The organism is Kitasatospora sp. NPDC054795, assembly GCF_053611565.1.
The window spans coordinates 20,712-46,126 of sequence record NZ_JBSHAP010000017.1; the positions used below are offsets into that span (position 1 = coordinate 20,712).

13 protein-coding genes are annotated in these 25,415 nt (G+C 73.5%); 7 read left to right on the forward strand and 6 right to left on the reverse strand.

Translation table 11 applies throughout. The annotated features are described in order from the left end of the window. Positions 1–68 precede the first annotated feature (68 nt). Genes ACWGJO_RS08745 through ACWGJO_RS08760 form a run of 4 tightly spaced genes read left to right on the forward strand, consistent with a single transcriptional unit; the run spans position 69 to position 13,756 of the window. Positions 69–9,314 (forward strand): non-ribosomal peptide synthetase/type I polyketide synthase, encoded by a 9,246-nt coding sequence (locus tag ACWGJO_RS08745; RefSeq protein WP_452182806.1) that lies wholly within the window; start codon positions 69–71, stop codon positions 9,312–9,314. After that, on the forward strand, positions 9,301–11,010 hold the full coding sequence (locus ACWGJO_RS08750; RefSeq protein WP_452182807.1) for a phytoene desaturase family protein: 1,710 nt from the start codon (positions 9,301–9,303) through the stop codon (positions 11,008–11,010). The genes ACWGJO_RS08745 and ACWGJO_RS08750 overlap by 14 nt, the downstream gene beginning before the upstream one ends. 29 nt (positions 11,011–11,039) lie before the next feature. Next, positions 11,040–12,704 (forward strand): phytoene desaturase family protein, encoded by a 1,665-nt coding sequence (locus tag ACWGJO_RS08755; RefSeq protein WP_359898345.1) that lies wholly within the window; start codon positions 11,040–11,042, stop codon positions 12,702–12,704. Continuing rightward, positions 12,701–13,756: a zinc-binding dehydrogenase gene (locus ACWGJO_RS08760; RefSeq protein WP_452182808.1), complete on the forward strand. Its 1,056-nt coding sequence runs from the start codon at positions 12,701–12,703 to the stop codon at positions 13,754–13,756. The genes ACWGJO_RS08755 and ACWGJO_RS08760 overlap by 4 nt, the downstream gene beginning before the upstream one ends. Before the next feature lie 78 nt (positions 13,757–13,834). On the opposite strand, the gene ACWGJO_RS08765 is transcribed toward ACWGJO_RS08760, so the two are convergent. From ACWGJO_RS08765 to ACWGJO_RS08775, 3 genes are all read right to left on the reverse strand, one after another. Further along, positions 13,835–15,220, reverse strand: coding sequence for a hypothetical protein (locus ACWGJO_RS08765; protein ID WP_452182809.1), 1,386 nt, complete (start codon positions 15,218–15,220; stop codon positions 13,835–13,837). A 140-nt stretch (positions 15,221–15,360) separates the two neighbouring features. Continuing rightward, entirely contained in the window at positions 15,361–16,578 is a 1,218-nt protein-coding gene (locus ACWGJO_RS08770; protein WP_452182810.1) for a threonine synthase, read from the reverse strand. Between the two features lie 99 nt (positions 16,579–16,677). Continuing rightward, the gene (locus ACWGJO_RS08775; RefSeq protein ID WP_452182850.1) at positions 16,678–17,229 is read right to left on the reverse strand and encodes a YceI family protein; all 552 of its coding nucleotides are present in this window, start codon (positions 17,227–17,229) and stop codon (positions 16,678–16,680) included. A 175-nt stretch (positions 17,230–17,404) separates the two neighbouring features. Between ACWGJO_RS08775 and ACWGJO_RS08780 the strand changes: the two genes are divergently transcribed. Next, on the forward strand, positions 17,405–17,716 hold the full coding sequence (locus ACWGJO_RS08780; RefSeq protein WP_452182811.1) for a hypothetical protein: 312 nt from the start codon (positions 17,405–17,407) through the stop codon (positions 17,714–17,716). Positions 17,717–17,757: 41 nt separating this feature from the next. Here the strand turns inward: ACWGJO_RS08780 and ACWGJO_RS08785 are convergent, their stop codons facing one another. Together ACWGJO_RS08785 and ACWGJO_RS08790 are read right to left on the reverse strand one after the other, a co-directional pair. Then, complete coding sequence (locus ACWGJO_RS08785; RefSeq protein WP_452182812.1) at positions 17,758–20,574, reverse strand: penicillin acylase family protein; 2,817 nt, start codon at positions 20,572–20,574, stop codon at positions 17,758–17,760. A gap of 271 nt (positions 20,575–20,845) precedes the next feature. Then, a complete protein-coding gene (locus ACWGJO_RS08790) occupies positions 20,846–21,859 on the reverse strand; it encodes a zinc-binding dehydrogenase (RefSeq protein ID WP_452182813.1) in 1,014 nt (337 codons plus the stop codon). Positions 21,860–21,958: 99 nt separating this feature from the next. On the opposite strand from ACWGJO_RS08790, the gene ACWGJO_RS08795 reads away from it, so the two are divergent. After that, positions 21,959–22,621: a TetR/AcrR family transcriptional regulator gene (locus tag ACWGJO_RS08795; protein ID WP_387686581.1), complete on the forward strand. Its 663-nt coding sequence runs from the start codon at positions 21,959–21,961 to the stop codon at positions 22,619–22,621. 109 nt (positions 22,622–22,730) lie between these two features. Here ACWGJO_RS08795 and ACWGJO_RS08800 read toward each other — a convergent pair whose 3' ends face one another. Next, complete coding sequence (locus ACWGJO_RS08800; RefSeq protein ID WP_452182814.1) at positions 22,731–23,417, reverse strand: macro domain-containing protein; 687 nt, start codon at positions 23,415–23,417, stop codon at positions 22,731–22,733. A gap of 274 nt (positions 23,418–23,691) precedes the next feature. On the opposite strand from ACWGJO_RS08800, the gene ACWGJO_RS08805 reads away from it, so the two are divergent. Continuing rightward, a complete protein-coding gene (locus tag ACWGJO_RS08805; protein WP_452182815.1) occupies positions 23,692–25,311 on the forward strand; it encodes an ADP-ribosyltransferase domain-containing protein in 1,620 nt (539 codons plus the stop codon). Positions 25,312–25,415: the final 104 nt, after the last annotated feature.

Below are 25,415 nucleotides of genomic sequence, written 5' to 3' on the forward strand. Positions count from 1 at the left end.
CCCGGCCCGAGCGGCCGCTCCCACTTGCCCGTGTCCCCGGCGCCACGCCATCACCCCCGGATTGGACCATGACCTCCTCGCCCTTCGCCGTGCCCCGCGAACGCATCGCGATCACCGGTATCGGCTGCCGCCTGCCAGGACACGCCAACGACCACCGGTCCTACTGGAGCAACCTGATCGAGGGCCGGGACTGTCTCGCAGAGACGCCCGCCGACCGCTACGACACCGGCACTCTGGGCAGCAGGGACCGGGCCAAGCCGGGGCGGCTGATCGGTGGCCGGGGCGGTTACATCGACGGCTTCGACACCTTCGACCCGGACTTCTTCGGGATCAGCCCGCGCGAGGCCGAACACATGGACCCGCAGCAGCGCAAGCTCCTGGAGGTCAGCTGGGAGGCCCTGGAGGACGGCGGCCTGCGCCCCGGCGAACTGGCCGGCCGCGAGGTCGGCGTCTACATGGGCGCCTTCACCCTCGACTGGAAGATCCTCCAGTTCGCCGACCTCGACTTCGGCACCATCGCGGCGCACACCGCCACCGGCACCATGATGACGATGGTGTCCAACCGGATCTCGCACTGCTTCGACTTCCGCGGGCCCAGCGTCTCGATCGACACCGCGTGCAGCTCCTCGCTGGTCGCGGTCCACCTCGCCTGCCAGAGCCTGCTCCGCGGCGAGACCGAACTCGCCCTGGCCGGCGGGGCGTTGCTGCACATGGCGCCGCAGTACACGATCGCCGAGACCAAGGGCGGCTTCCTCTCCGCGGACGGCCGGTCGCGCGCCTTCGACGCCTCCGCCGACGGCTACGTCCGGGCCGAGGGCGTCGGCGTGGTCGTGCTCAAGCGGCTCTCCGACGCGTTGCGCGACGGGGATCCGGTGCACGCCGTCATCCTCGGCACCGGCGTCAACCAGGACGGGCGCACCAACGGCATCACCGTCCCCAGCGCGGACGCCCAGGTCACCCTGATCGAGCGGGTCTGCGCCGAGGCCGGGGTGGTGCCCGGCAGCCTCCAGTACGTCGAGGCGCACGGCACCTCCACCCCGGTCGGTGACCCGATCGAGGCCGCCGCCCTCGGCCGGGTGCTCGGCATCGGCCGCCGGCCCGGGGACCGCTGCTACGTCGGCTCGGTCAAGACCAACATCGGACACACCGAGGCGGCGGCCGGCGTCGCCGGGCTGATCAAGACCGCGCTCGCGATCAAGTACCGCCGCATCCCGCCGCACCTCAACCTGGAGCGGCCCAACCCCGGCATCGACCTGGACGAGCTGCCGTTCGAGATCCCGACCGTCCCGGTGGACTGGCCCGAGCACCGGGGGCCGGCCCGCGCGGGCGTCAACTCCTTCGGCTTCGGCGGCACCAACGCCCACGTGCTGCTGGAGGAGCCGCCGCGGCCCGATCCCGCCGCACCGGTGGCCGGGCCGGCCCGCTCGGTGCTGCCGCTGAGCACCAAGGACACCGCCGCACTCCCCGAACTGGCCGACGCCGTACGGCAGGAGCTCGCCGGCGGGACCTCCCTGGCCGACCTCGGCCACACCCTGGCCCACCGCCGCCAGCACCTGCCCGAGCGGCTCGGGGTGGTCTACTCCACCCGGGAGGACCTGGACGAGGCGCTGGCCGCGTACGCGCGCGGCGAGGAGCACCCGCGAGTGGTCCAGGGCCGCGCCCGGGAACGCCGGCAGCGCCGGCTGGCCTGGGTGTTCACCGGCATGGGCCCGCAGTGGTGGGGCATGGGCCGGGGGCTGTACGAGCACGAGCCGGTCTACCGGGAGGCCGTGCAGGCCGTCGACCAGGAGATCCGCGCGCAGGCCGGCTGGTCGCTGCTGGCCGAGCTGGGCCGGGACGAGGCGGACTCCAGGATGGCCGAGACCTGGCTCGCCCAGCCCGCCAACTTCGCCGTCCAGGTGGGTCTTTCGGCGCTCTGGCGGAGGCACGGCCTGCGCCCCGACGCGGTGGTCGGCCACAGCACCGGCGAGGTCGCCGCCTTCCACGAGGCCGGGGTGTACGACCTGGCCGACGCCGTGCGGGTGGTGCTCGCCCGCAGTCGCCTCCAGCAGCGCCTGGCGGGCAGCGGCAGCATGCTCGCGGTCGGTCTGCCGGAGGCCGAGGCCGAGCGCCGCATCCGCCCGTACCGCTCCCGGATCTCGCTCGGCGCGATCAACAGCCCCTCCGCGGTGACCCTGGCCGGGGACACCGAGGCGCTGGCCGAGCTGGCCGAGGAGCTGCGGCAGCAGGGCGTCTTCGCCCGCCTGCTGGACGTCGAAGTCCCCTACCACAGCGTGCGGATGGATCCGATCCGGGACGAGCTGGTGGCCGCGCTCGCCGTCATCAAGCCCCAGGAGGCGCGGCTGCCGCTCTACCTGACCGCCCGCGAGGGGCTCGCCCGCGGGCCGGAGCTGGACGGCGAGTACTGGTGGCAGAACGTCCGCAACCCGGTGCGCTTCCGGGCCGCCGTCGAGCGGATGGCCGAGGACGGCCACGGACTGTTCCTGGAAATCGGCCCGCACCCGGTGCTCGGCCACGCGATCCGCGAGTGCGCGGAGCGGGCGCACGTCCTGCCGTCGATCCGCCGGCAGCAGGACGAGCCCGAGTGCCTCGCCCGCAGCCTCGCCGAACTGCACACCCTCGGCGTCGAGTTGAGCTGGGACGCGCTGCACCCGGCGGGCCGCCCGGTACCGCTGCCGGCCTACCCGTGGCGGCGCGACCGGTACTGGGTGGAGCCCAAGCCGGTCGAGCAGGTCCGGCTCGGGCAGCTGGACCACCCGCTGCTCGGCCGCCGCACCGCGAGCGCCCAGCCCGGCTGGACCGTGGCGCTCGACCCCGAGCGGCTGCCCTATCTGACCGACCACCGGATCGAGGGCCAGGTCGTCTTCCCCGCCGCCGGGTACCTGGAGATGGCCGCCCAGGCCGTCCGTACCCTGACCGGCGGCACCGAGGTGACGCTGGCCGAGATCGAGCTGAACCGGGCGCTGTTCCTCTCCGAGACCGAGCCCGTCCCCGTCCAGCTCGGCTACGCGCCGGAGGACGCCCGCTTCACCATCGCCTCCACCCCTGCCGGCGGCGAGCCCGCGGTGCACGCCGGCGGACGGGTCCGCACCGGCCAGCGCCGCGGCCACGGCCCCGCGTTGGACACGGACGCCCTCCGTGCCCGGGGGCGGCACCTCGACGGCCCGGACTGCTACCGGCAGCTGGCCGCGCGCGGCTACGACTACGGGCCCGCCTTCCAGACCATCGCCGAGGTGTGGGCGGGCCCCCGCGAGGCGCTCGCGCGGATCCGGCCGACCGCCGAGCTCGGCCCGGACGCGGCCGACCACCACCTGCACCCGGTGCTGCTGGACGGCTGCTTCCAGACCCTGCTCGCCACCCGGCTGGAGGAGCCCGAGGGCGGCAGCGTCCGGCTCCCCGTCTCGATCGCCGAGGTTCGGCTCGACGAGATCGGCGACCGCCCGCTGTGGGTGCACGCCACCGTCACCCGGGACAGCGGCGAGGAACTCGTCGGCGACCTCGCGCTCTACACCGAGGACGGCACCCCGGTCGGCCGGGTCACCGGATTCCGGGTCGCCGACGTCGCCCAGGCCCCGTCCTCCGTCGGGCCGGCCACCATCGACGGCTGGCTCACCGAGGTCGACTGGGTGGAGGCCGCCGCGCCGACCGTCGACGGGACCCCCGGCGACCTGCTGCTGTTCGCCGACGAAGGAGGCCTCGCCGAGCGGCTGGCCGCCCTGGCCGCCGGCCGGGGCGCCCGCTGCCACCTGGTACGGCCCGGCACCGAGTACCGGCACGGCGACGGACACTCGACCGTGCGGCCCGACTCCGCCGAGGACGTCCGGCGACTGTTCGCCGACCTCGACCCAGGCTTCGCCGCCGTCGTCCACCTCTGGAACCTCGACCAGCCCGCCCTCGCCGCCACCACCGCGGACCGGCTCGGCCCGCTCGCGACCCTCGGCGCCTACTCCCTGATCGCCCTCGCCCAGGCCCTGCCCGCCGCCCGCCCGGACGGCCGGATGCACATCGTCACCCGGGGCACCCAGCCCGCCGCCCCCGGCGACCGGGTCGAACCGCTCGGCGCCCCCGCCTGGGGCGTCGGCCGGGTGCTGTGGCAGCAGGAGCTGGTCGCCCAGCGCGGCACCCTGATCGACCTCGACCCGGCCGTCGACGCCGCCGACCAGGCCGAGGCGCTGCTCGCCGAACTCACCGCCCGGGACGAGCAGGAGATCGCCCTGCGGTCCGGCGGCCGGCTCACCAGCCGGCTGCGGCAGGCCGAGGGCCTCACCCGGCCGCTGCCGCCGGTCCTGCGCCCCGACGGCAGCTACCTGGTCACCGGCGCCTTCGGCGCCCTCGGCCGGCTGCTCTGCCGCACCCTCGTCCGGCGCGGCGCCCGGCGGCTGATCCTGGTCGGCCGCACCGCCCTGCCCGAGCGCTCCGAGTGGGCGTACACCGAACCGGACACCCCGGTCGGGGAGCGGATCGCCTTCCTGCGCGAGCTCCAGGCACTCGGCGCCGAACCGCTGCTCGCCCCGATCGACGTCACCGACGAGGCCGCCCTCGCCGACTGGCTCGCCGACTACCGGCAGCGCCAACTCCCGCCGATCCGAGGCGTGTTCCACCTAGCCGGACAGGTCAGGGACACCCTGCTGGCCCAGATGGACCGGCCGGCCTTCGACGCCGGCTACGCCCCCAAGGTGATCGGCGGCCACCTGCTGCACCGGCTGCTGCGGGACGAACCGCTCGACCACTTCGTGCTGTTCGCCTCCGTCGCCTCGCTGCTCACCACCGCCGGTCAGACCAACTACGCGGCCGGCAACGCCTTCCTGGACGCCCTGGCCCACCACCGCCGGGCCGAGGGGCTGCCCGGGCTCAGCCTGGACTGGGGGCCCTGGGCCACCGGCATGATCGAGGAGCTGGGCCTGGTCGCCCACTACCGCGACGCCCGGGGCATGAGCTCGCTGCCGCCGGACGCCGGAACGGCCGTCCTGGAGCGCGTCCTCGGCCAGGACCGCGCCCAGCTGCTGGTCGCCACCGTGGTCGACTGGCCGACCTTCCTCGCCTGGTACCCGGCGCCGCCGCCGCTGGTCGCCGACCTGGCGGCGAGCGCCGCCGAGCAGGCCCCGGTCGAGACCGGGGGCTTCCTGGACGCCTACCGCGCGGCCGACCCGCAGGCCCGCCGGGAGCTGGTCGTCGAACGGTTCACCGCCGCCGCCGCGGCCGTGCTGCGGATCGGCGCCGAACGGATCGACGCGGAGACCAGGCTCGGCGCGCACGGCCTGGACTCGCTGCTCGCGATGGAGCTGCGCGCCCGGGTGCACGGCGAACAGGGCGTCGCCCTGCCGGTGGTGGCCCTGCTCAGCAACGGCACCGTCGGCGACCTGGTCGACCTGCTCACCGAGGGCCTGGCCGAGCGGCTCACCGCCGACGGCGGCCCGGCCGAGGCCGAGGTCGAGCTGTACGCCGACGAGTCCCGCTTCCCGCTCACCCACAACCAGCAGGCGCTCTGGTTCCTGCGCCTGCTGCACCCGGACGGCTTCGCGTACAACATCGGCGGCGCCGTCGAGGTCCGCGCGGAGCTCGACCCGGAGCTGATGTTCGGAGCCTTCCGCCACCTCGTCGCCCGGCACCCCGAGCTGCGCGCCGCCTTCACCGCAGAGGAGGGCCGCCCGGTCCAGCGGATCCGGGAGGAGGCCGAGGCCGACACCGGACTGTTCGACGTCGAGGGCCGGCCGTGGGAGGAGATCCACGACCTGATCGTCCAGGAGTACCGGCGGCCGTACGACCTCGCCGAGGACCCGCTGGTGCGGCTCAGGCTGTTCCGGCGCGGGCCGGACCGCTGGGTGCTGATGAAGGCCGTCCACCACATCGTCTCGGACGCGATCTCCACCTTCACCTTCATCGAGGAGCTGTTCGAGGTCTACGAGGCGCTGCGCCAGGGCCGCACCCCGGAACTGCCCCCGGTGCCCGCCCGCTACCTGGACTTCCTCAACCGCCAGAACCGCTTCCTGGCCGGGCCCGAGGCGCGGCGGATGCTCGACTACTGGCGCGGCCACCTGCCGGCCGAGATGCCGGTGCTGGCCCTGCCCACCGACAAGCCGCGCCCGGGCGTGCAGACCCACAACGGTGCCTCCGAGTTCTTCCAGCTGGACGCCGAACTCACCTCCCGGGTGCACGAGTTGGCTCGGGCCAACGGCGCCACCCCGTTCATGGTGCTGCTCAGCGCGTACTACCTGCTGCTGCACCGGTGGTCCGGGCAGCCGGACATCGTGGTCGGCAGCCCCGTCACCGGCCGCACCCAGGAGGAGTTCGCCTCCGTCTACGGCTACTTCGTCAACCCGCTGCCGCTGCACGTGAGCCTGGCCGGGGAACCGACGGTGGCCGAGCTGCTGGGCCGGGTGCGGGAGAGCGTGCTCGGCGGGCTGGACAACCAGGAGTACCCCTTCCCGCTGCTGGTCGAGCAGTTGGGCCTCCAGCACGACCCGAGCCGCTCCGCGGTGTTCCAGGCGATGTTCATCCTGCTCACCCACAAGGTCGCCGTGGAGCGCTTCGGCTACCGTCTGGAGTACATCGAACTCCCTGAAGAGGAAGGCCAGTTCGACCTCACGCTGTCCGCCTACGAGGACCGCGCGGACGGCTGCTTCCACTGCGTCTTCAAGTACAACTCGGACCTCTTCGAGCCCGCCACCGTCCAGCGGCTGGCCGCGCACTACCGCAACCTGCTGGACGCCATGACCCGCGCCGCCGAGGACGAGCCGGTCGGACGGCTGCGGATGCTCGGTGACGCCGAACGGCGGGAGATCCTCACCGGATTCAGCGGCGCCGAGCGCCGGATCGAGCACGACACCCCGGTGCCCGAGCTGATCGCCAAGGCCGCCGCCGAACGGCCCGAGGCCGTCGCGGTGGTCGCGCCCGGCCGGGACGGCGTCCGCCGGCTGACCTACGGCGAACTGGAGCGCCAGGCCCAGCGCACCGCCGTGAGGCTGCGCGAACTCGGCGTCGGCGAGGGCTCGGTGGTCGCGGTCTGCCTGGACAAGTCGCCCGAGCTGATCACCACCCTGCTGGGGATCTGGCGGGCCGGCGCCGCCTACCTGCCGCTCGACCCCGGGCACCCGGCCGACCGGCTCGCCCACCAGGTGGCGGACGCCGGAGCGGCGCTGGTGGTGGTCGACCAGCGGCGCCCGCTCCCCGCAGACCTGCCCGCCGAGCCGGTCACCCTGGAGGAGCTGGACCGGCCGGTCCTGGGGGGCGCCGTGCCGCTGCCCGCCGCCGACCCGGACCGGCCCGCCTACCTGATCCACACCTCGGGCTCCACCGGCCGGCCGAAGGGAGTCCGGGTCGACCACCGGAACCTGGCCGCCGTCACCGCCGGCTGGCGTGCCGAGTACCGGCTGGACACCGAGGTCCGGGTTCACCTCCAGATGGCCGGCACCGCCTTCGACGTCTTCTCCGGGGACTTCGCCCGGGCGCTCAGCACCGGCGGCACCCTCGTCCTGGTCGACCGCGAGCTGCTCTTCGACACCGCCCGGCTGTACCGGGTGATGCGCGAGGAGGCCGTGGACGGCGGCGAGTTCGTGCCCGCCGTGGCCCGCGGGCTGCTGGCCCACTGCGAGCGCGAGGGCCTGACGCTGGACTTCCTGCGGCTGCTGATCGTCGGCTCCGACTCCTGGAAGGCCGCCGAGCACCAGCGGGTGCGCGCCCTGTGCGGCCCGCGGACCCGGCTGGTCAACTCCTACGGGCTGACCGAGGCCAGCGTCGACAGCACCTACTACGAGGGCGCGACCGAGCAGCTGGAACCCGGCCGGATGGTGCCGATCGGCCGGCCGTTCCCGAACAGCGCGGTGTACGTCCTGGACCCGTACGGCGAGCCCGTCCCGGTGGGCGTGCCCGGCGAGCTGTGGATCGGCGGCGCGGGCGTCGCGGCCGGCTACCCCAACGACCCGGAACAGACCGCCCGGCGCTTCGTCACCCTGGAGCTCGACGGCGCGTCCGCGCGGCTCTACCGCACCGGCGACCTCGGCCACTGGGACACCGCCGGCACCCTGCACCTGCTCGGCCGCATCGACAACCAGGTCAAGGTCCGCGGACACCGGATCGAGCTCGGCGAGATCGAGGCCCACCTCACCGCCCGTCCGGAACTCGCCCAGGCCTGCGTGGCGGTGCGCCAGGACGCCCGGGGCGAGGCCGCCCTCGCGGCCTACGTGGTGCCCGCCGAGGGCACCGTGCTGGACCGCCGCGAGCTGCGCCGCCACCTGGCCGAGCACCTGCCCACCGTGATGATCCCCTCCTACCTCATCGAACTGCCCGCCCTGCCGCTCACCCCGAACGGCAAGGTGGACCTCGCGGCCCTGCCCGAGCCGAAGGCCGACACCGCCGGGGCCCAGCACGAACCGCCCGTCACGCTCTACGAGACGAGGGTCGCCGAGCACTGGCAGAACCTGCTCGGCCTGGACGAAGTCGGCCTCCAGCACGACTTCTTCGAACTCGGCGGCAGCTCGATCCGGCTCATCGAGCTGATCCACCACCTGCAGAGCGAGTTCAACATCAGCATCCCGGTCGGCCTGCTGTTCAAGGTCACCACCCTGCACGGCATGGCCCGCACCGTCGAGCAGATCATCACCGGCGAGGTGGCCGGCGGCGAACCCTACCTCTGGTTCAACGCCGCGGCGCCCGAGGACCGCACGGTCTTCTGCTTCCCGCCGGCCGGCGGCCACGGGCTGGTCTACCGGCAGCTCGCCGCGCACCTGCCGGAGCACCGGATCGCCTCCTTCAACTACCTGACCGGCGACGACAAGACCGCCCGCTACGCGGACCTGGTCGAGGAGCTGCACCCCTGCGGGCCGTACGTCCTGCTCGGCTACTCGCTCGGCGGCAACCTCGCCTTCGAGGTGGCCAAGGAGCTGGAGCGGCGCGGACGCGCGGTGGCCTCGGTGCTGCTGGTGGACGCCTACCGGGTCACCGAGGCCTTCGACCTCGGCGAGGAGCACCTGGCCGTCTTCGAACGCGAACTCCACGAGCACCTGCACCGCCACACCGGCTCGCGGATCGTCGCCCGGGAGACCATCGAACAGGCCAGGGACTACCTGGAGTTCAGCAGCCGGACGCCCAACACCGGAACCGTCAGGGCCCAGTTGGACGTGGTCTGCGAACGCGACCGGCTCTCCGTGCACGTGGGCGGCGAACCGGGCGCCTGGCACGGCGCCTCCACCACGGGCACCGCGGTGTACGTCGGGCACGGCACCCACGCCGAGATGCTCGACGGGGACTTCGCCGCCCGCAACGCCGAACTGGCCGGCGCCATCCTGGTCGGGGGCACCGCCGATGTCCTCGGCTGACCGCGGGCCGGACTGGTCCACCAGGGAACGGGCCGCCGGCGGCCCGCCCCGGGTGATCGTGATCGGGGCCGGCCTGGCCGGCCTCGCCACCGGCTGCTACGCGCAGATGAGCGGCCTGGAGACCCGGATCTTCGAGAAGCACGTGCTGCCCGGCGGCTGCTGCACCGCGTGGTCCCGGCACGGCTACCTGTTCGACTACTGCATCGACTGGCTGATCGGCACCGCCGAGGGCACCGGAGCGCACCAGGTCTGGAGCGAACTCGGCGCCCTGGACGGCAAGTCGGTGACCCGCTTCGACACCTTCAACCGGGTGGTCGACGAACACGGCCGGGCCGTCACCTTCTACGGCGACCCGGACCGGCTGGAGGCCCACCTGCTGGCCCTCGCGCCCGGCGACGCCAAGCCGATCCGGGCCTTCTGCCGGGACCTGCGCCGCTACGCCGCGATCGAGCTGCCCTGGGACCTCACCCCGCGGCCGCTGCGCACCACGGCGGAACGGCTGCGCACCCTGCGCACCGTCCTGCCCGCGTTCCGGCTGTTCTGGCGCACCGCGACCACCCCGATGAGCGGCTTCGCCGAGCGTTTCCAGGACCCGCTGCTGCGGCGGGCCTTCCCCAACATGTTCCTCCAGGAGCCCGAGGGCTTCCCGCTGCTGCCGTACCTGTACACCCTGGCGGCCGCCCACAACGGCAACGCGGGCTTCCCGGAGGGCGGTTCGCTCGGGCTGGCCCGCTCGGTGGAGGAGCGCTACACCTCGCTCGGCGGGGTGATCGGCTACCGCTGCCGGGCGGAGCGCATCCTGATCGAGGACGGGCGCGCGATCGGCGTGGAACTCAAGGACGGATCCCGGCACTTCGCCGACCACGTGGTGGCCGCGTGCGACGGGCCGACGGTGCTCGACCGGCTGCTGGAGGGCCGGTACTCCAGCCCCGCCACCGAGAAGCTGTACGGCGAACTGCTCGACAAGCCGGGCAACCTGTACCCGGCCGTGGTCTCCGCCTTCGTCGGCGTCGACGGCCCGCTGCCCGAGGGCGAACCGCACAGCACCACCTACCTGCTGTCGCCCGAGGACGGTGCGCGGCTGCCCGGCTCGCTCCAGCGCAGCCTGGTGGTGCAGCTGCGCTCCACCTACGCGGACGGCTTCGCCCCGCCCGGCAAGTCGGTGCTGCACTGCACCTACTTCAGCGACTACCGCTCCTGGAAGGACCTGCGGAGCAGCGACCGCCGGGCCTACCGGGCGCGCAAGCAGGAAGTCGCCGCGTTCGTCCGGGAGTTCCTGGAGCGGACCTACCCCGAGCTCGGTCCGCGGATCGAACTCGTCGACGTGGCGTCGCCGGTGACCACCGAGCGGTTCACCGGCAACACCTACGGCAGCATCCTCGCCTGGCAGGCCTTCTCCGAGGCCGAGGACGCCGCCAACCGGCTGGTCAACCGGGACCGGATGCGGTTGCCCGGGCTGAGCGGCTTCTCCATGGCGGGCCAGTGGACCTCGCTCGGCGGGCTGATCCGGGCCGCCACCAGCGGACGGTTCGCCGCGCAGTACCTCTGCCAGGAGCTCGGCCGGCCGTTCCGGGCCTGGCCGAGCGACAACCGGGAACCCTGGCACGCGGGCAAGTGGGGCCGGCTGCCGCAACTCGGCCGGGCCACCGTGGGAGCGCCGGAAGTGGGAGTGGCGGAAGTGGGAGCGGCGGAGTGAGCGGGGCGACGACCGGCGGCCGGCAGAGCATGGTCATCATCGGCGGAGGGCTCGGGGGCCTGTCCACCGGCTGCTTCGCGCGGATGAACGGCTACCGCACCCGGATCCTGGAGATGCACGAGATCCCCGGCGGCTGCTGCACCGGCTGGGACCGCGGGGAGTTCACCTTCGACTGCTGCATCAGCTGGCTGCTGGGCAGCGGCCCGGGCAACGAGATGCACCAGATCTGGCTCGAACTCGGCGCGCTGCAGGGCAAGCGGATGCGCAACTTCGACGTCTTCAACGTGGTGCGCACCCGGGACGGCGGGGCGGTCTACTTCTACTCCGACCCCGACCGGCTGGAGGCCCACCTGCTGGAACTGGCCCCGGAGGACGCCCGGCAGATCCGGCAGTTCTGCGCGGGGCTGCGCAAGTTCCGTCTGGCGCTGGCCCGTTACCCCTTCCTCAAGCCGGTCGGTCTGATGGGCCGGTGGGAGCGGACGCGGATGCTCGCCTCCTTCCTGCCGTACTTCAACGTGATCCGGCGCTCGATCACGGTGCTGATGAGCGACTACTCGGCGAAGTTCAGGAGCCCGCTGCTGCGCGAGGCCTTCAACTTCATCCTGTACGAGAAGCACCCCAACTTCCCGGTGCTGCCCAACTACTTCCAGCTCGCCTGCCACGCCGGCCAGTCGGCCGGGGTGCCGGAGGGCGGCTCGCTGGGGCTGGCCAACTCGATCGAGCAGCGCTACCTGCGGCTGGGCGGCGAGATCACCTACAACACCAAGGTGACCGAGGTCCTGATCGAGGGCGACCGGGCGGTGGGGGTGCGGCTGAGCGACGGCCAGGAGGTGCGGGCCGACATCGTGGTGGCCGCCTGCGACGGCCGGACCACCATGATGGACCTGCTCAAGGGCCGCTACCTGAGCGACACCTACCGCCGGCTCTACACCCAGACCATCACCGAGCCGGGCATGGTCTTCCCCGGCTACGTCACCGTCTTCCTCGGCCTGCGCCGGCCCTTCCCGGCCGGGGACCCGTGCACCACCTACCTGCTGGAGGACGAGGTCGCCGAACGGCTCACCGGCATCCGGCACCCGAGCATCAACGTCCAGTTCCGCAGCCGCCACTACCCGGAGCTGTCGCCCGCCGACACCACCGTGGTGTACGCCAGCTACTTCTGCGACATCGAACCCTGGCGGGAACTGAGCACCGGACCGGAGCAGGAGCCCCGGGTGCGGCGCGGCGAGGAACTGCACACCCTGCCGGTCGGCCGGGGGCGGGAGTACCAGCGGCAGAAGCGCCGGGTGCGCGACGCCATCGTCGAGTTCCTGGACGGCCACCACCCCGGGCTCCGGGAGGCGGTGGCCGTCAAGGACGTCTCCACCCCGCTCACCCAGGTCCGCTACACCGGCAACTACAACGGGACGGTGCTGGGCTGGCAGCCCTTCGTGGAGAGCGGCGAAACGCTGGAGGAGGAGGTCAAGCGCAACGGCCCGGGGCTGCCCGGCCTGGCGAACTTCTACCTCTCCGGGGTCTGGGCGACCACCGGCGGACTGATCCGGGCGGCGGCGGCCGGCCGGCACGTCGTCCAGTTCATCTGCCGGGACGACGGCAAGCCCTTCACCGCGGAGGTGGACGACAGCGCACCGCTGCCCACCGTGCTCATCGAACCGGTCGGCCCCGCCGACCGCCAGTTTGGAGTCACCTCGTGAGGATCGAGAAGTGGGTCGTCGGGGAGCACGTGGACGGCGTGCCGGACGTCGAGCGGATGTACCGGAAGGTCGTGGAGGAGCTGGACGTCCGGCTCGCCCCGGACGAGATGCTGCTGCGCACCCGGTACGTCTCGGTCGACCCGTATCTCCAGGGCATCGCGCTGGACACGCCGATCGGCGACCACATGGGCGCGGACTCGATCATGGAGGTGCTGGACGCCGGGCCCACCGCGCGGTTCGCGGCGGGCGACCTGGTGCAGGGCTTCGGCGGCTGGCGCAGCCACCTGGTCAGCAACGGCGCGCCCAGGCTCTGGCAGACCGGGACGTTCCCGATGGTCTTCCCGGCCTTCCGCCGGCTGGACCCGGCCGACTACGACGAGGACCTGCCGCTGTCCACCGCGCTCGGCATCCTGGGCGGGCCCGGGATGACGGCCTGGGGGACGGTCGAGAAGTTCCTGGACGTGCGCCCCGGGTCGACGGTGCTGGTCGGCGGCGCCTCCGGGGCGGTCGGCTCGCTGGTCGGGCAGCTGGCCAAGCACCGGGGCGCACGGGTGATCGGGACCACGGCGTCGCCGGAGAAGACGGCGCGGCTGTGGGAGCTGGGCTTCGACGGGGTGCTGCTGTACCGCGACGGCGACGCGCCGGAGCGGCTGGAGAAGGAGCTGGCCGAGCTGGCCCCGGGGGGCATCGACCGCTACTTCGACAGCCTCGGCGGGACGCTGACCGACGTGGTCTTCGGCATGCTCGCGGTGGAGAGCCGGGTGGCCGTCTGCTGGCAGTGGGGGAGCCAGGTCGGCGGGGACTGGGCGGGGCCGCGGCTGCTGCCGATGATCATGTTCCCGCGTACCACGATCCGGGGCATCTTCTCGCTGGAGTGGTTCACCGCGGAGAACTGGGCCGCCCTGCGGCGGGACCTCGGGGCGCTGGTCCGCGGCGGGGAACTGTCCTACCAGCAGACCGTGCACCAGGGGTTCGACAGCATCCCGGTGGCCTACCGCGGCCTCTACCGGGACCGGTCGGCCAGCAAGGGGAAGGTGCTGGTCGAACTCTGAGCGTGTTCGTTCCAGGACGCCCGCGGGCCCTTCGGCGGATGTGCCGAAGGGCCCCGGCACGCGGCCGGTGGGAGACGGTCAGTTCAGGGTGAACCAGGTGCTGCGGGACTTCTTCCACTCGGGGTGGGTGAGGTCCTTGGCGGCGGTGGCGTCGTTGTAGAGGTCGGCGGAGCCGTCGTCGGTGATGAGCTGGGCGCGGGCGCCGGGGGCGTCCAGGTCCGGGACGTCCGGGACGGCCTCCCAGGCGCCGTAGTCGCTGGTCGGCAGGTCGATCAGCTTGGTCGGGTCGGAGCCGGGCTGACCGTTCCAGCGGTAGAGCGCGTACGGGGCGGAGTTGTCCTCGGCGGCCCAGGAACCGGCCACGATCAGGTACTGGCCGAGGTCGTTGCGCCGGATGTCGCGGACGGACAGCCCGCCGAGGTCCAGCTCGATCGGGTCGCCGAAGGCCGCGTGGGCGGCCGAACCGTTCAGCAGGGACGGGAGGTTGGTGACCGGGACGAGCAGCGCCCGGCCGCCGGTGACGGCCGGGGTGAGCGGCGCGCGGAAGCCGATGTAGGCGGTGCTGGTGCTGCCGGGGGCGAACTCCAGGCCCTCGACGTTGAACCCGTCGATCTGCTTGGGCGCCTGGCCGTCGGCGGCGCCGGCCGCGAAGCCGTAGCGCTTGCCGTGGGCGTTGTCCCAGCCGATCAGGTCGTCGCGCAGGCCGTCGTAGGAGCCGGCCAGGGACAGCTGGGTGTCGGCGCCGGAGCCGGTGACGGTGGTGGTGAAGACGGTGTGCCGGTCGGGCTTGACCACGCCGTCCTTGTTGTTGCCCAGCGAGCCGGTCCAGTAGATGGTGTTCCCGACCCGGGTGGCGGCCTCGATGTCGATCTCCTTGGAGACGCCGAGGGCCGAGCTGAAGTCCCAGGTGCGGATCGGCGCACCGGAGTTGTTGCGGTCGTACAGGCGCAGGGTGTTGGACTCGTCGTCGCCGACCACGATGTAGCCGCCGCCCGCGTCCACGGCGGCCGAGGCGTCGCTGGAGCCGGTCAGGTAGCGGCTGGTGGCGGAGGACTGCACGGCGGGGGAGGCCGCGTAGTGCAGGGTGCGGGTGGCGCTCTTGCCGCCGAGGCCGGTGACCTTGACGGTGAGGTCGGCGTAGCCCACGCCCTGGGCGGCGACCGCCAGGGTGCGGGTGCCGCCGGTGCCGGTCACCGTGACGTCGCCGGTGCGGGCCACGGAGCTGCGGGTGGTGGCCGAGGCGGCGACGGTCAGCGCCGAGGCCGCGGCGCCGGACTGGGCGACCGTCACGGTCACGGTCGGGTCGCCGGTGGCGCCGACCGCGCCGGACAGGTATCCGGCCGAGAAGGTGATCGTCGGGGTGCCGTACGAGACCGCGCCGGCCGGGAGGGCGGGCAGGGCGAGCACGGGCACCGCCGCGACGGCGACGGCGAGCGGCAGCAGGCGGCGGAGGGAACGCGACACGGTGGCTACCCTTCGGCAGGTGACGGGAGTTGACGGAGAGTGCAAGCCTGCTGGCGCTCGGCGAACACCGACCTTACGGCGACCCTACGAGCGTGGGCGGGCGGGTGAACAGCGGGCCTCGCGGCGGTGAAGGACCGGGCTCAGCCGGTGATGCCGGCCGCGCGCAGGCGGCGGGCGACCGCCTCCCAGTCGGGGGCGACCGGCTCGGTCCGACCGGTGCCGACGCCCTTGTCCTTGAACCCGCTGGAGGTCGACACGCAGACCACCGGGCCATCGGCGAGGTCCGGCTCGCCGAGGCTGCGCAGCCCCGCCAGGCCGGCCGCCGAGGACAGCTCCGTCCAGAGCCCGGCCCGGGCCAGCTCCCGCTGGGCGTCGGCGAGTTGAGCGTCGTCCAGGGTCAGCGCCCGGCCGCCGCTCTCCCGGACGGCGAGCACGCCCCGGTAGCCGCTGACCGAGGAGGCGATCGAGTACGCGTCGCTCGGGCCGACCGTCACCCGGGCGGCCGGCAGGCCCTCGGCGATCGCCAGGGCGAGCGGCCCGGAAGCGGCCGTCTCGCAGGAGTGGATGCGCGGAACGCGGTCGGTCAGGCCCAGCCGGCGCAGCTCGGCGAAGCCCTTCCAGACGCCGAACAGCAGCTCGCCGTAGCCGGTCGGGACGAACACCGCGCTCGGCAGGCCGATGTCCTGGAAGATCTCGTACGCGACGGTCTTGTAGCCCTCGGGGCCGTACGCGTGCCCGGTGTGGGTGGTGGTCAGATTGCTGACCGGGTGCAGGCCCAGCCGGTCGACCGCCTGGCGCAGCAGCGGCCAGCGGGCCTCCCACGGCACCGGGAGCACCACCGCGCCGTAGGCGTTGAGGAAGGCGTCGACGTTCGGCGGCAGGTCCGGGCCGGTGAACACCACGCAGCGCAGTCCGGCGCGGGCGGCGTAGGCAGCGGCCGAGGCGCCGTGGTTGCCGGAGGAGGCGACCGCGAGGCCCGGCGCGCCGACGCCCACGGCCGCGCTGGTAGTGCAGCGGTTCAGCCGGTCCTTGTGGCTCCACGTGGGGTTGCGGGACTCGTCCTTGACGTACACCCCGGGCTCGATCTCCACCGTCGGGGTGGCGCCCTCGCCCAGACCCGGTGCGAGCAGCGGGGGCAGCAGCGGGGCCCAGCGCTCCAGGCCGCCGCGCACCGGGGCGGGGGCGAACAGGTCCGCCGGGTCGGCCTTGTCGTAGGCGTAGTCGACCTCGACGGGGTAGGAGACGTCCTCGGTGCCGGTGCGCGGGCAGCCGGCGGTGAGCGGGGGCCAGAGCGGGTAGTCGAGGGCGGGTTCGCCGAGGGAGCGCTGGCCGGTCGCGAGGGAGTCTTCTGTTGGCATGCCAGGAGACTAGCCGGGCGGCCGCCGTGCGGTCCGGCGGTTGACGGGCCGCGGCGGGAACCCGTTCGTGGGGGTACCGGTTCCGGCCGTTCGGGGGAGTCAGCCCTGGCGGATCGCCGAGATGTCGAACTCCAGGACGACCTTGTCGCCGACCAGGACGCCGCCGCCCTCCAGTGCCGCGTTCCAGGTGACGCCGTACTCCTTGCGGCTGATGGTTACCGAGCCCTCCAGGCCCACCCGCAGGTTGCCGTACGGGTCGACGGCGTTGCCGGTGTACTCGAAGTCGATGGTGACCGGGCGGGTGGTGTCCTTGATGGTCAGGTCCCCGGTGACCCGGTAGTCGGTGCCGGAGCGCACCTCGACCGAGGTGGAGCGGAAGGTGATGTCGGGGAAGTTCGGCGCGTCCAGGAAGTCGTTGGTGCGCAGGTGCTGGTCGCGCTGCTCCACGCCGGTGTCGATGCTCTCGGCCTTGATCACCACCTGGCCGGAGGAGCTGGACGGGTCGCCGCCGTCGAGGTGGGCGGTGCCCTCGAACCGGTGGAACGCGCCGCGGACCTTGGTCACCATGGCGTGGCGGGCGACGAAGCCGATCCGGGTGTGGGTGGGATCGAGGACGTAGTCGCCGGTGAGCTCGGCGAGGTTGGCGGTCATGGTCGGCATGCCTCCTGGTGCGGGACCCGGGTCTCGGCCCGGGGGTGGTCGGGCGGTCCCCGGACCACGCTAGGGGCAGTTCCCGCGGGCCGCGCGCCGGGTCGGGTCTGAGTGGGGGGCGGGGTGGGAAGGCTCGCGGAATACACCGGAGGAGCGAAGGGGCGAGGGGGTCGCGATGGACAGTGGCGTACGGGCGATGGTCGACGCGGTGGACGAGGCGCGGCGGCAGCTGCGGGAGAACGCGCTGCCGAAGGCGCGGGACAGCAGCCGGGAGAGGGTTCCGGAGAAGGAGGAGGCGGCTCTGCTGGGGGCGCTCGCCGGGCTGATGGAGGCCATCGTCGAGCTGGCCGAAGCCGCCTCGGACCGGATGACCACGGGCGACAGCCGGGAGACGTACATCAAGGCGGTCCGGCGGCTGCGGGTCCAGCCCCGGTACCTGCGCGAGGACACGGCGGCGGTCGTGAAGCGGGTGGGCGCGGCGGAGTGACCGGCGGCCGGTGCCCCTCGCCGGGGCACCGGCCGCGTCGGTCAGCGGTGGCTCGGGAACTGGACCACCTGCTGGTAGGTCGGGCGGTTCTGCCAGGTGGTCTTGGCGTCCGTCACGCCGCCCAGCGGTCGCTGGATGATCGTGTCGGCGCACCACTGGTCGCCGGCCGAGCAGTCCGCGTCGCCCGGGTAGACCTGGGCGGAGGTCTGGGCGGCGGCCTGCTTCAGGGTGTTCAGCAGGACGGTCCGGCAGGCCGCGAGGTCGCCCCCGCCGCAGAACGGCCGGGCCAGCGGGCCGGCCACCTGGTCGCCGAGAACGGCGCGCAGGTCCTTGTCCAGGTAGCTCCACCAGCCGTACTGGAAGGCCGAACCCTTGTGCGGGATGGCCTCGTTGGCGCTCACCGGGCCGGTGGCCGAGCCGGCCTGCCCGCCCGAGGGGGACTCGTTGATCTGGAGGGCGCCGGTCAGCGCGCCGAACAGCGGGTCACCGAGACCCGGCCGCATGACGCCCTCGGCGACCAGTGGCCACCAGGCGTCCATCACCCGGATCGCGGTGGCGTCCGCGTAGCCGTGGCTGCCCGCCGAAGTCTCCCTCCGCTGGCCGCCGTTGGCGAGCCAGGCCTCCAGCTGCTGCAGGGCGGTGAGGGCGGCCTGGTCGGTGACGGGCGCGCTGCGCAGCACGCGGATCAGGTCGGGCAGCACGTCCTCGGCCCGCAGATCGGCCAGGGCGGCGCTCTCCATCGCCTGGGTGAGCGAGACCCGGCTCGCCCTGCCGCCGTTCCTCAGCAGGGACTTGACCCGGTCGTCCAGCAGGTTGCCGCGGTGCACCGAGCCGTTGCCGAAACCGGCCGAGGTGAAGCCGTTCGCCTGCTTGTTGTTCCAGGAGATGTAGTAGTCCTGGTTGACGGACTGCGGGTGCTCGGCCGCCGGGGTGTACCGGGCGGTGTTGGCGACCGGGTCGAAGTCGGCCCACTCGTAGGCGGGTTGAGCCTGGACGGGCAGGCCCGGGTCCACCCCGGGGGCACGGACCGGGTTGCTGCCGGAGTTGTAGTACGCGATGTCGCGCGCGTCGGCGTAGAACCAGTTGAAGGTGTAGTTGATGTCCTGCGCGGCCCGCTGGAAGCCCGCCGCGCCCTGCACCGCGCCCGGGTCGTTCAGCTCCTGGAAGCCGATGATGGAGTCGGCCTCGTGCCGGTAGGTGGAGCGCAGCGAGGTGAAGGCGACGGGCGCGCCGCCGACGGTGCCGCGGGCGCTGACCAGGCCGTACCTGGAGCGGTACATCACCAGGGTGTAGGAGCCGGCCGGGGTGGAGTCGGCGGTGGTGGGTTTCCACGCGTTCTGGCGTTCCAGCCGGTCGAAGGGCAGGCACTGGCCGTGCCACAGGTAGGAGTTGGCGGCGGTGGTGACCGGGGAGCCGTCGGTGGTGCAGAGCGGGACGGCGTAGGTGTCGGTGATGTCCTGACCGGCGGAGGTCGCGCTCCAGGCGTAGTCCTGGCCGCGGCCGAGCTGCACGTAGAAGCTCAGGCCGGCGAAGGCGGCGCCGCGCGCGCTGATCCCGGGGCCCTGGATCTCCTCCAGCATCAGCAGCTGCGGGGCGAAGTAGCCGGTCTGCGGGCCGAACACGGCCACCGGGTGGCCGTCGTCGGTGTGCGCGCCGGAGACCAGCAGGGCGTTGGACATGCCGTGCTTGGCGGTCAGCAGGTTTCCGGGCAGGACGCCGTTCGCCTCGGTGGTGGCGGAGTTGCCCGAGCCGGTGGCGTCGTGGACGACCCGCTCGGGCACCACCGAGCCGGGGTCCGGCAGCGCCGTGCCCTGCGGCTGGTCCGGGACGGTCGCGTACGGGAAGCTCTGCCCGTCGTGCAGGGTCTGGACGGCCTCCGGGTCGTCCGCCTCGCGCAGCGACGTCCAGACCGCGTCCCCGGCGTCCTTGCCGTACCGGGCCTCGGCGGCCGACTTGACCTGGGCGGAGGCCAGTTCGCCTCCGCCGCCGGAGCCGAACAGCGCGCCGACCACGGAGGCGAGGGCCACCAGGTCGGTCAGCTTGAACGGCTCGATCGAGCCGGCGTTGGTGATCGGGTCGATGTGCCCGGTGAGGTCGTACTCGCCGGGGAAGGTGCGGGCGTTGTAGGACTCCTTGGCGTACTGGTTGATGCCGTCGAGGTAGGCGTTGGCGTCGGCGAGTGCCTGGGTGGCCCGGCCGCCGCGGGCGGCGATGGCGTCGATCTGCTGCTGCAGCTCCGCCTCGGTGTACGGCGCGGCCTGCCAGAAGGTCTGCTCCAGCTGGCGGTTGGCGGCGGCGCCGCCCGCGAAGCCGGACAGCTGGCCGCGGCCGACGTGCCGGAAGAGGTCCATCACCCAGAGGCGGTCCTGGGCGGCGGCGTAGCCCGCGCCGAACTCGGTGCCGTAGCGGGTGGTCCCGGAGATGTGCGGGACGCCGGTGGCCTTGTCGCGCACGATGGTGACGTCCGGACGCGGGCTGGTGGTGCTCGCCACCTGGTCGGCGGGGACGCCGAAGGAGGCGTCGTTGAAGAAGTCGCGCAGCTTGGCCTCGGTCAGGCCGGGGTAGCCGGAGGCGAGGGCGGCGTAGGGGCCGAGCTGGTCGTCGGTGTGCGCGGGGCGGGTGCCGAAGGCCCGGTTGAGCAGGATGTCGGCGAGCGTGGCGTTGCCGTTCTCGCCGGGCGGCAGGATGTCGGCGCAGTGGCCGCCGCAGTAGTCGTTGGCGGCGGCGGTCGCCGCCGGGGTGGGGGCGGCGGTGGCGGTGGGGCTGGTGGTCAGGGCGGCGGTGACGAGCAGGGCCGAGGCGAGGGCGGCGGCCGGGAGTCGGAGGGAGCGGGGGCGGGGGCGCTGGCGTGAACGCAAGGCGGACTCCTCCGTCGAAGTCTCACGGGAGAGTCGACGGTAGGGGTGCTACTGGCCGGTTGGCTAGTGGCGTGCATGCCATTTTCCGTGCGGGGGCGCGGAGTTGGGGCGTTTGGGTTGCGGGTTGCGGGTTGCGGGTTGCGGGATCGGGGCGCGGGCTGCGGGGTCGAGGTGCGGGGGGCGTGCTGTCCCGGGAGTCGGCCGAGGTGGCGGCGGCGCCGCACCCGCCGGGCTCAGTCCGGAGGTGCGGCGCCGGGTCGGCGGGGCCGGGTCAGGGCTTGAGCACCAGGCGGATCGGGTTGCCCTCCTTGCGCTCCAGCGCCTCGACCGCGCGGGCCGCCTCGGCGAGCGGGAAGGCGCCGCTCACCGAGCGGGAGAAGTCGAGCCGGCCGCCGCGGACCAGGTTGACCAGGTCGACGACGTCCTGGCCCTCGGAGCCGTAGTGGCCGCGGATCTGCTGGCGCAGGTAGCTGACCAGGGTGCCGTTGGTGACGGTCAGCGGCTTGTCGGTGAGGCCGACCAGCACCAGGCGGCCGTGCTCGCCCAGGGTGGCCATGGCCTGCTCGCGCACCGGGGCGACCCCGGCGAAGTCGAAGGCGGCGGACAGCGGGCGACCGCCGGTGGCCTCGCGCAGCAGCTGGGCGAACGCGGGGTCGGCCGGGTCGAGGGCCGCGTCGGCGCCGAAGGCCAGGGCGCGCTCACGGGCGGCCGGCAGCGGGTCGACGGCGACGATCGGGAAGGCGCCGATGGCCCGCAGCAGCTGCACGCCGTGGGCGCCGAGGCCGCCGACGCCCCAGACGCCGACCGCCTCGGCGGGCCGCACGGCGCCGGTGGCGGTGATGGCGGCCCAGGGGGTGGAGACCGCGTCGGGGATGAAGCAGGCCTGCTCGAAGGGGAGTTCGTCCGGTATGGGTACCAGGGTGGTGGCGGTGGCGAGCGCGTACTCGGCCCAGCCGCCGTCGTAGTCCACGCCGCGGGTGTGCACGACGCCGTCGCGGTTCTCGCCGGCCTGCAGCAGCACCCGGTCGCCGACGGCCGCGGTGGTCACGCCCTCACCGAGGGTGTGCACGGTGCCCGCGACCTCGTGGCCGAGGGTGACCTTGTCGCCCTTGAGGAAGAGCGGCTTGAGCATGCCCTCGATCAGGTGGACGTCGGAGAGGCAGACGCCGGCGGCCTCGACCTTGATCAGCACCTCGCCCGGACCGGGCACCGGGACGGGGACCTCCTCCACGGCGAAGGCGCCCTTGGCGACGTCGAGCCGGCCGGCGAGCATCGTGGCGGTCATCAGGACTTCCCTTCTCGCGGGGGCGGCGGGCCGGGGGAGTGTCCGCCGCTCCGGAAGTTACTTGTTATCCAACAAGCAAGTTCACCGTAGCATGGTGGCATGTCTACGCACGATGAGGGCCGAACCGGCGGACCCGGGACGCTCCGGGAGGCGCCCGCGCGCCGCACCCAGGCCGAACGGCGGGCCCGGGCCGAGTCCGCGCTGATCGCCGCCGCCGCCCGGCTGATCGCCGAGCACGGCAGCACCGGGGTCACGCTGGCCGGGGTGGGGGAGGAGGCGGGCTTCAGCCGGGGCCTGGCCACCCACTACTTCGGGTCGAAGGCCGCACTGCTCGCCCGGCTCCAGGAGGCGGCGCTGGCCGAGGCGATGGCGGCGGCCGCGCCGGAGCGCAGCGGGGCGGGCGCGGTGGACGAGCTGTGCGGGTTCGCGCGCGGCTGCCTGGAGGGCGTGCGCAACCCGACCGACCTGGGCCGGGCCTTCGTGGTGCTGGGCGCGGAGGCGCTCGCCGGGGCCTCGGAGCTGACCACCGCGGTGGCGGAGCTGGACGCCCGGACCCGGGAGTGGGCGGCCGAGGTGGTCGGGCAGGGGCAGCGGGAGGGCGAGCTGCGCCCCGGCGTGGACCCGGGCGCGTTCGCACTGGCCTTCGTGGGGCTGCTCAAGGGGCTGGTGGTGCAGGCCGCGGCCGCTCCGAAGGCCTTCGACGTGGGGCTGGCGGTCGCCGAGTCCGAGCGCTGGATCCGGCTGGCGCTCACGGCGGGCTGAGGGCGCGCGGGCCGGGCGTCCGGCGGGAGTGAGCAGGGCGGGGGTGGCGCCGCCGCCCGGCGGCCGTGCGGCGGTGGGCGGCGGTGCGGGTGGCCGCTCCGGGACGGGGTCAGGCCCGGCGGGCGGGCGAACCGCGGCGTGCGGGCGGCACGATGCGCACCCGCTCGGTGGCGGGCGCCTTTTCGAGGTCGTCCAACTGGGCCAGGACGGTGGCGCGCAGGTCGTCGTCGTCCTCGAAGTGGTGGTCGTTGAAGAGGGTGTAGCCGGACCACATCAGGTTGGCGCAGACCCGGGGCGGGACCTTGCCCGTCGCGGCGCCCATGCCGACCAGGGCGACGGACCGGATCGAGCCCGGCCGCAGCCGGTTCTGCCGGTGGACGGCCTGGAAGGCGGCGGCGCAGGCCAGGGCCACGTTCAAGGTCTCGCTGACGTTCTGCGAGGAGGTCCGCATGGTCGGGGCCGATATCAGGAACGCCGGGTTGACGGCGCCGGACGGGACGCAGACCGCGCTGCCGACCGGGAGGCTGCCGGCGTGCTGCTCGCGGATCGCCTTCTGGACCCGCAGCTGGATGCCCGCGCCCAGGTGGCGCTTGATCGCGGCGTCCGTTCCGCCGTCCATCCGGCCGCGGGAGTTGGTGGGGCTGACCCAGGCGTCCGCCTTCGCGGTGAGCAGCGAGGCGTGCCGGATGTCGATCCCGGGGACGTCGGCGAAGGCCGCCCGCCAGGACTCCACGACCGTCGCGTTGAGGTCGGTCAGCAGCACCTTGAGCGGCGGCTCGGTGCGGTCCGTGGTCATGCTGGGCTCCTGTCGTTCGGGGGTGCCCGGTGGGCCGGTTCCTTGGTGACACCGACGAAGCTAGCGCCCGTCACTGACAATCCGTCCGGGCCCCGTCGGCGCCCCGTCGGCACCTCGTCGGCACCTCGCCCGCGCCGGTCGGCGGCCGGTCGGCGCGGGCCGGATTGTCGGACCCTGCTGGTAGGACTGTGGTGTCCGCCAGGGAAGCTGACGGGCCATCATCTGCCGTTCGTCTGACATTCGTACTGTCCCGACCAGCCGGAGTCGCACCACCATGAGCGCTGTCGACACCCCCGCCACCCAGCCCGACGCGAACGACCCGCTCGCCCTCGCCGACCTCTTCACGGGCGGCGGCGAGCCGTGGCTGCCGCTGCTGAAGCCGGTGATCGAGGCGCAGCCCGGTGCGGCCTCGTTCATCGGCCCGGGCCGCGGCCCGGAGGTCGTCCCGGTCCGCGAGCTGACCTTCCAGGCACTCAAGCCGCACGCGCCGCACCGGTGGAAGGTCGTCGTCTTCGGCCAGAACCCGTACCCGAGGCCGGAGAGCGCCACCGGCATCGCGATGTTCGACAACACCTTCCACGACTGGAAGGACAGCCAGTTCGGCCGGGTGATCAGCATTCGCTGCCTGATCAAGGCCGCGGCGATGTGGAAGTACGGCATCCCCAAGAAGACGCCGATCGCCGACATACGGGCGCTGCTGAAGAAGCAGGAGACGGTCCAGCCGCCGGAGTGGTTCCAGGCGATGCTGACCCAGGGCGTGCTGCTGCTGAACGCGGCGCTCACCGCGAGCAGCGACGGCGCGATGGGGCCGGACGAGCACACCGGGTTCTGGCGGCCGGTCGCCGAGCGGATCGTCGAGGAGATCCTCCGCGCCAAGCAGCGGGCCGCCGAGGAGGACCGCTACGTGGTCTTCGCCTGGTGGGGCGCGCACGCCCGCAGCCTGAAGAACGTCGTCCTGCGGTTGCAGGAGAAGTACCCCGAGGTCGAGGTCCGCCACATCGACCACGCCAACCCGGCGGCGCAGGGTGACATCTTCTGCGACGGCGAGCACTTCGCCACGGTGAACGCCGCCCTGGCCTCGCTCGGCGCCGACGAGGTCGACTGGCTGCCCAGCACGGGGTGGAACGCGCCGTCGGCGCAGGGCGGCGGGGCGGACGCCGGGGTCGCCGAGCGGATGGGTGCCTTCATCACCTCCACCATGGAGCTGCACCAGCTCTACCTGGACCGACTCGCCGGGGTGAAGGACGAAGGCCTCGTCCTGCCGGCGATCACCGGTGTGTTCGACACCCCGCCGACGGGCTTCCGGGAGGCGGTGTCGCCGGTCGCCGAGCTGCTGCGCGGCCTGGACCGGCACGTGTCGCTGTCGCACGACTTCGGCAAGCGGCGGGCGGACGAGGCGGCCACCGGCCTGTCCGCCGACGAGATCGCCGCGCTGTACCTGTACACCTGCGAGTCCGCGTTCTACCGGGAGATCAACGCGGTGCTGCGCTCGCCGGACCGCAGCCGGCTGGTGCCCTACCTGCCGTACCTGCGGCTGCTGTTCGCGGCGGTGTCGCGACTGCCCGTCCGCACCGCGCCGCTGTGGCGCGGGGTCTCGCTGGACCTGCGGCGACAGTACCCGCTCGGGAGGACGGTGACGTGGTGGGGCGTCTCCTCCTGCACCTCCGAGCTCGGGGTCGCGCGGTCCTTCCTGGGCAGCCGGGGCAAGCGGACGCTGTTCGAGGTGCGTCCGGTGCGGGCCGCCGGCATCAGGAAGTTCTCTGCGTTCACCGGCGAGGAGGAGTTCATCCTGCTGCCCGGCACGCAGTTGGAGGTCACCGACGTCCGGGCGGAGCGCGGCGGCCTGTGCACCGTGACGCTGACCGAGCTGGAGGAGGCGCCCCTGGTGTCCTGAGGCGCCCGGGCCGAACCCGCCTCCTGGAGCAGCAACCAAGTCAGTATTTTTACTGAGTTAAGTTATGCTGGACTTCGAGCGGCAGACAAGCCCGTTGTGCGGGA

Excerpts from the sequence above, each read along its gene's own strand:
- ACWGJO_RS08770 (WP_452182810.1), bottom strand. The coding sequence starts at position 16,578 with ATGCCAACAGAAGACTCCCTCGCGACCGGCCAGCGCTCCCTCGGCGAA.
- ACWGJO_RS08790 (WP_452182813.1), bottom strand. The coding sequence starts at position 21,859 with ATGACCGCCACGATGCTCGCCGGCCGGCTCGACGTCGCCAAGGGCGCC.
- ACWGJO_RS08800 (WP_452182814.1), bottom strand. The coding sequence starts at position 23,417 with ATGACCACGGACCGCACCGAGCCGCCGCTCAAGGTGCTGCTGACCGAC.
- ACWGJO_RS08775 (WP_452182850.1), bottom strand. The coding sequence starts at position 17,229 with ATGACCGCCAACCTCGCCGAGCTCACCGGCGACTACGTCCTCGATCCC.
- ACWGJO_RS08750 (WP_452182807.1), top strand. The coding sequence starts at position 9,301 with ATGTCCTCGGCTGACCGCGGGCCGGACTGGTCCACCAGGGAACGGGCC.
- ACWGJO_RS08780 (WP_452182811.1), top strand. The coding sequence starts at position 17,405 with ATGGACAGTGGCGTACGGGCGATGGTCGACGCGGTGGACGAGGCGCGG.
- ACWGJO_RS08795 (WP_387686581.1), top strand. The coding sequence starts at position 21,959 with ATGTCTACGCACGATGAGGGCCGAACCGGCGGACCCGGGACGCTCCGG.
- ACWGJO_RS08805 (WP_452182815.1), top strand. The coding sequence starts at position 23,692 with ATGAGCGCTGTCGACACCCCCGCCACCCAGCCCGACGCGAACGACCCG.
- ACWGJO_RS08755 (WP_359898345.1), top strand. The coding sequence starts at position 11,040 with ATGGTCATCATCGGCGGAGGGCTCGGGGGCCTGTCCACCGGCTGCTTC.
- ACWGJO_RS08745 (WP_452182806.1), top strand. The coding sequence starts at position 69 with ATGACCTCCTCGCCCTTCGCCGTGCCCCGCGAACGCATCGCGATCACC.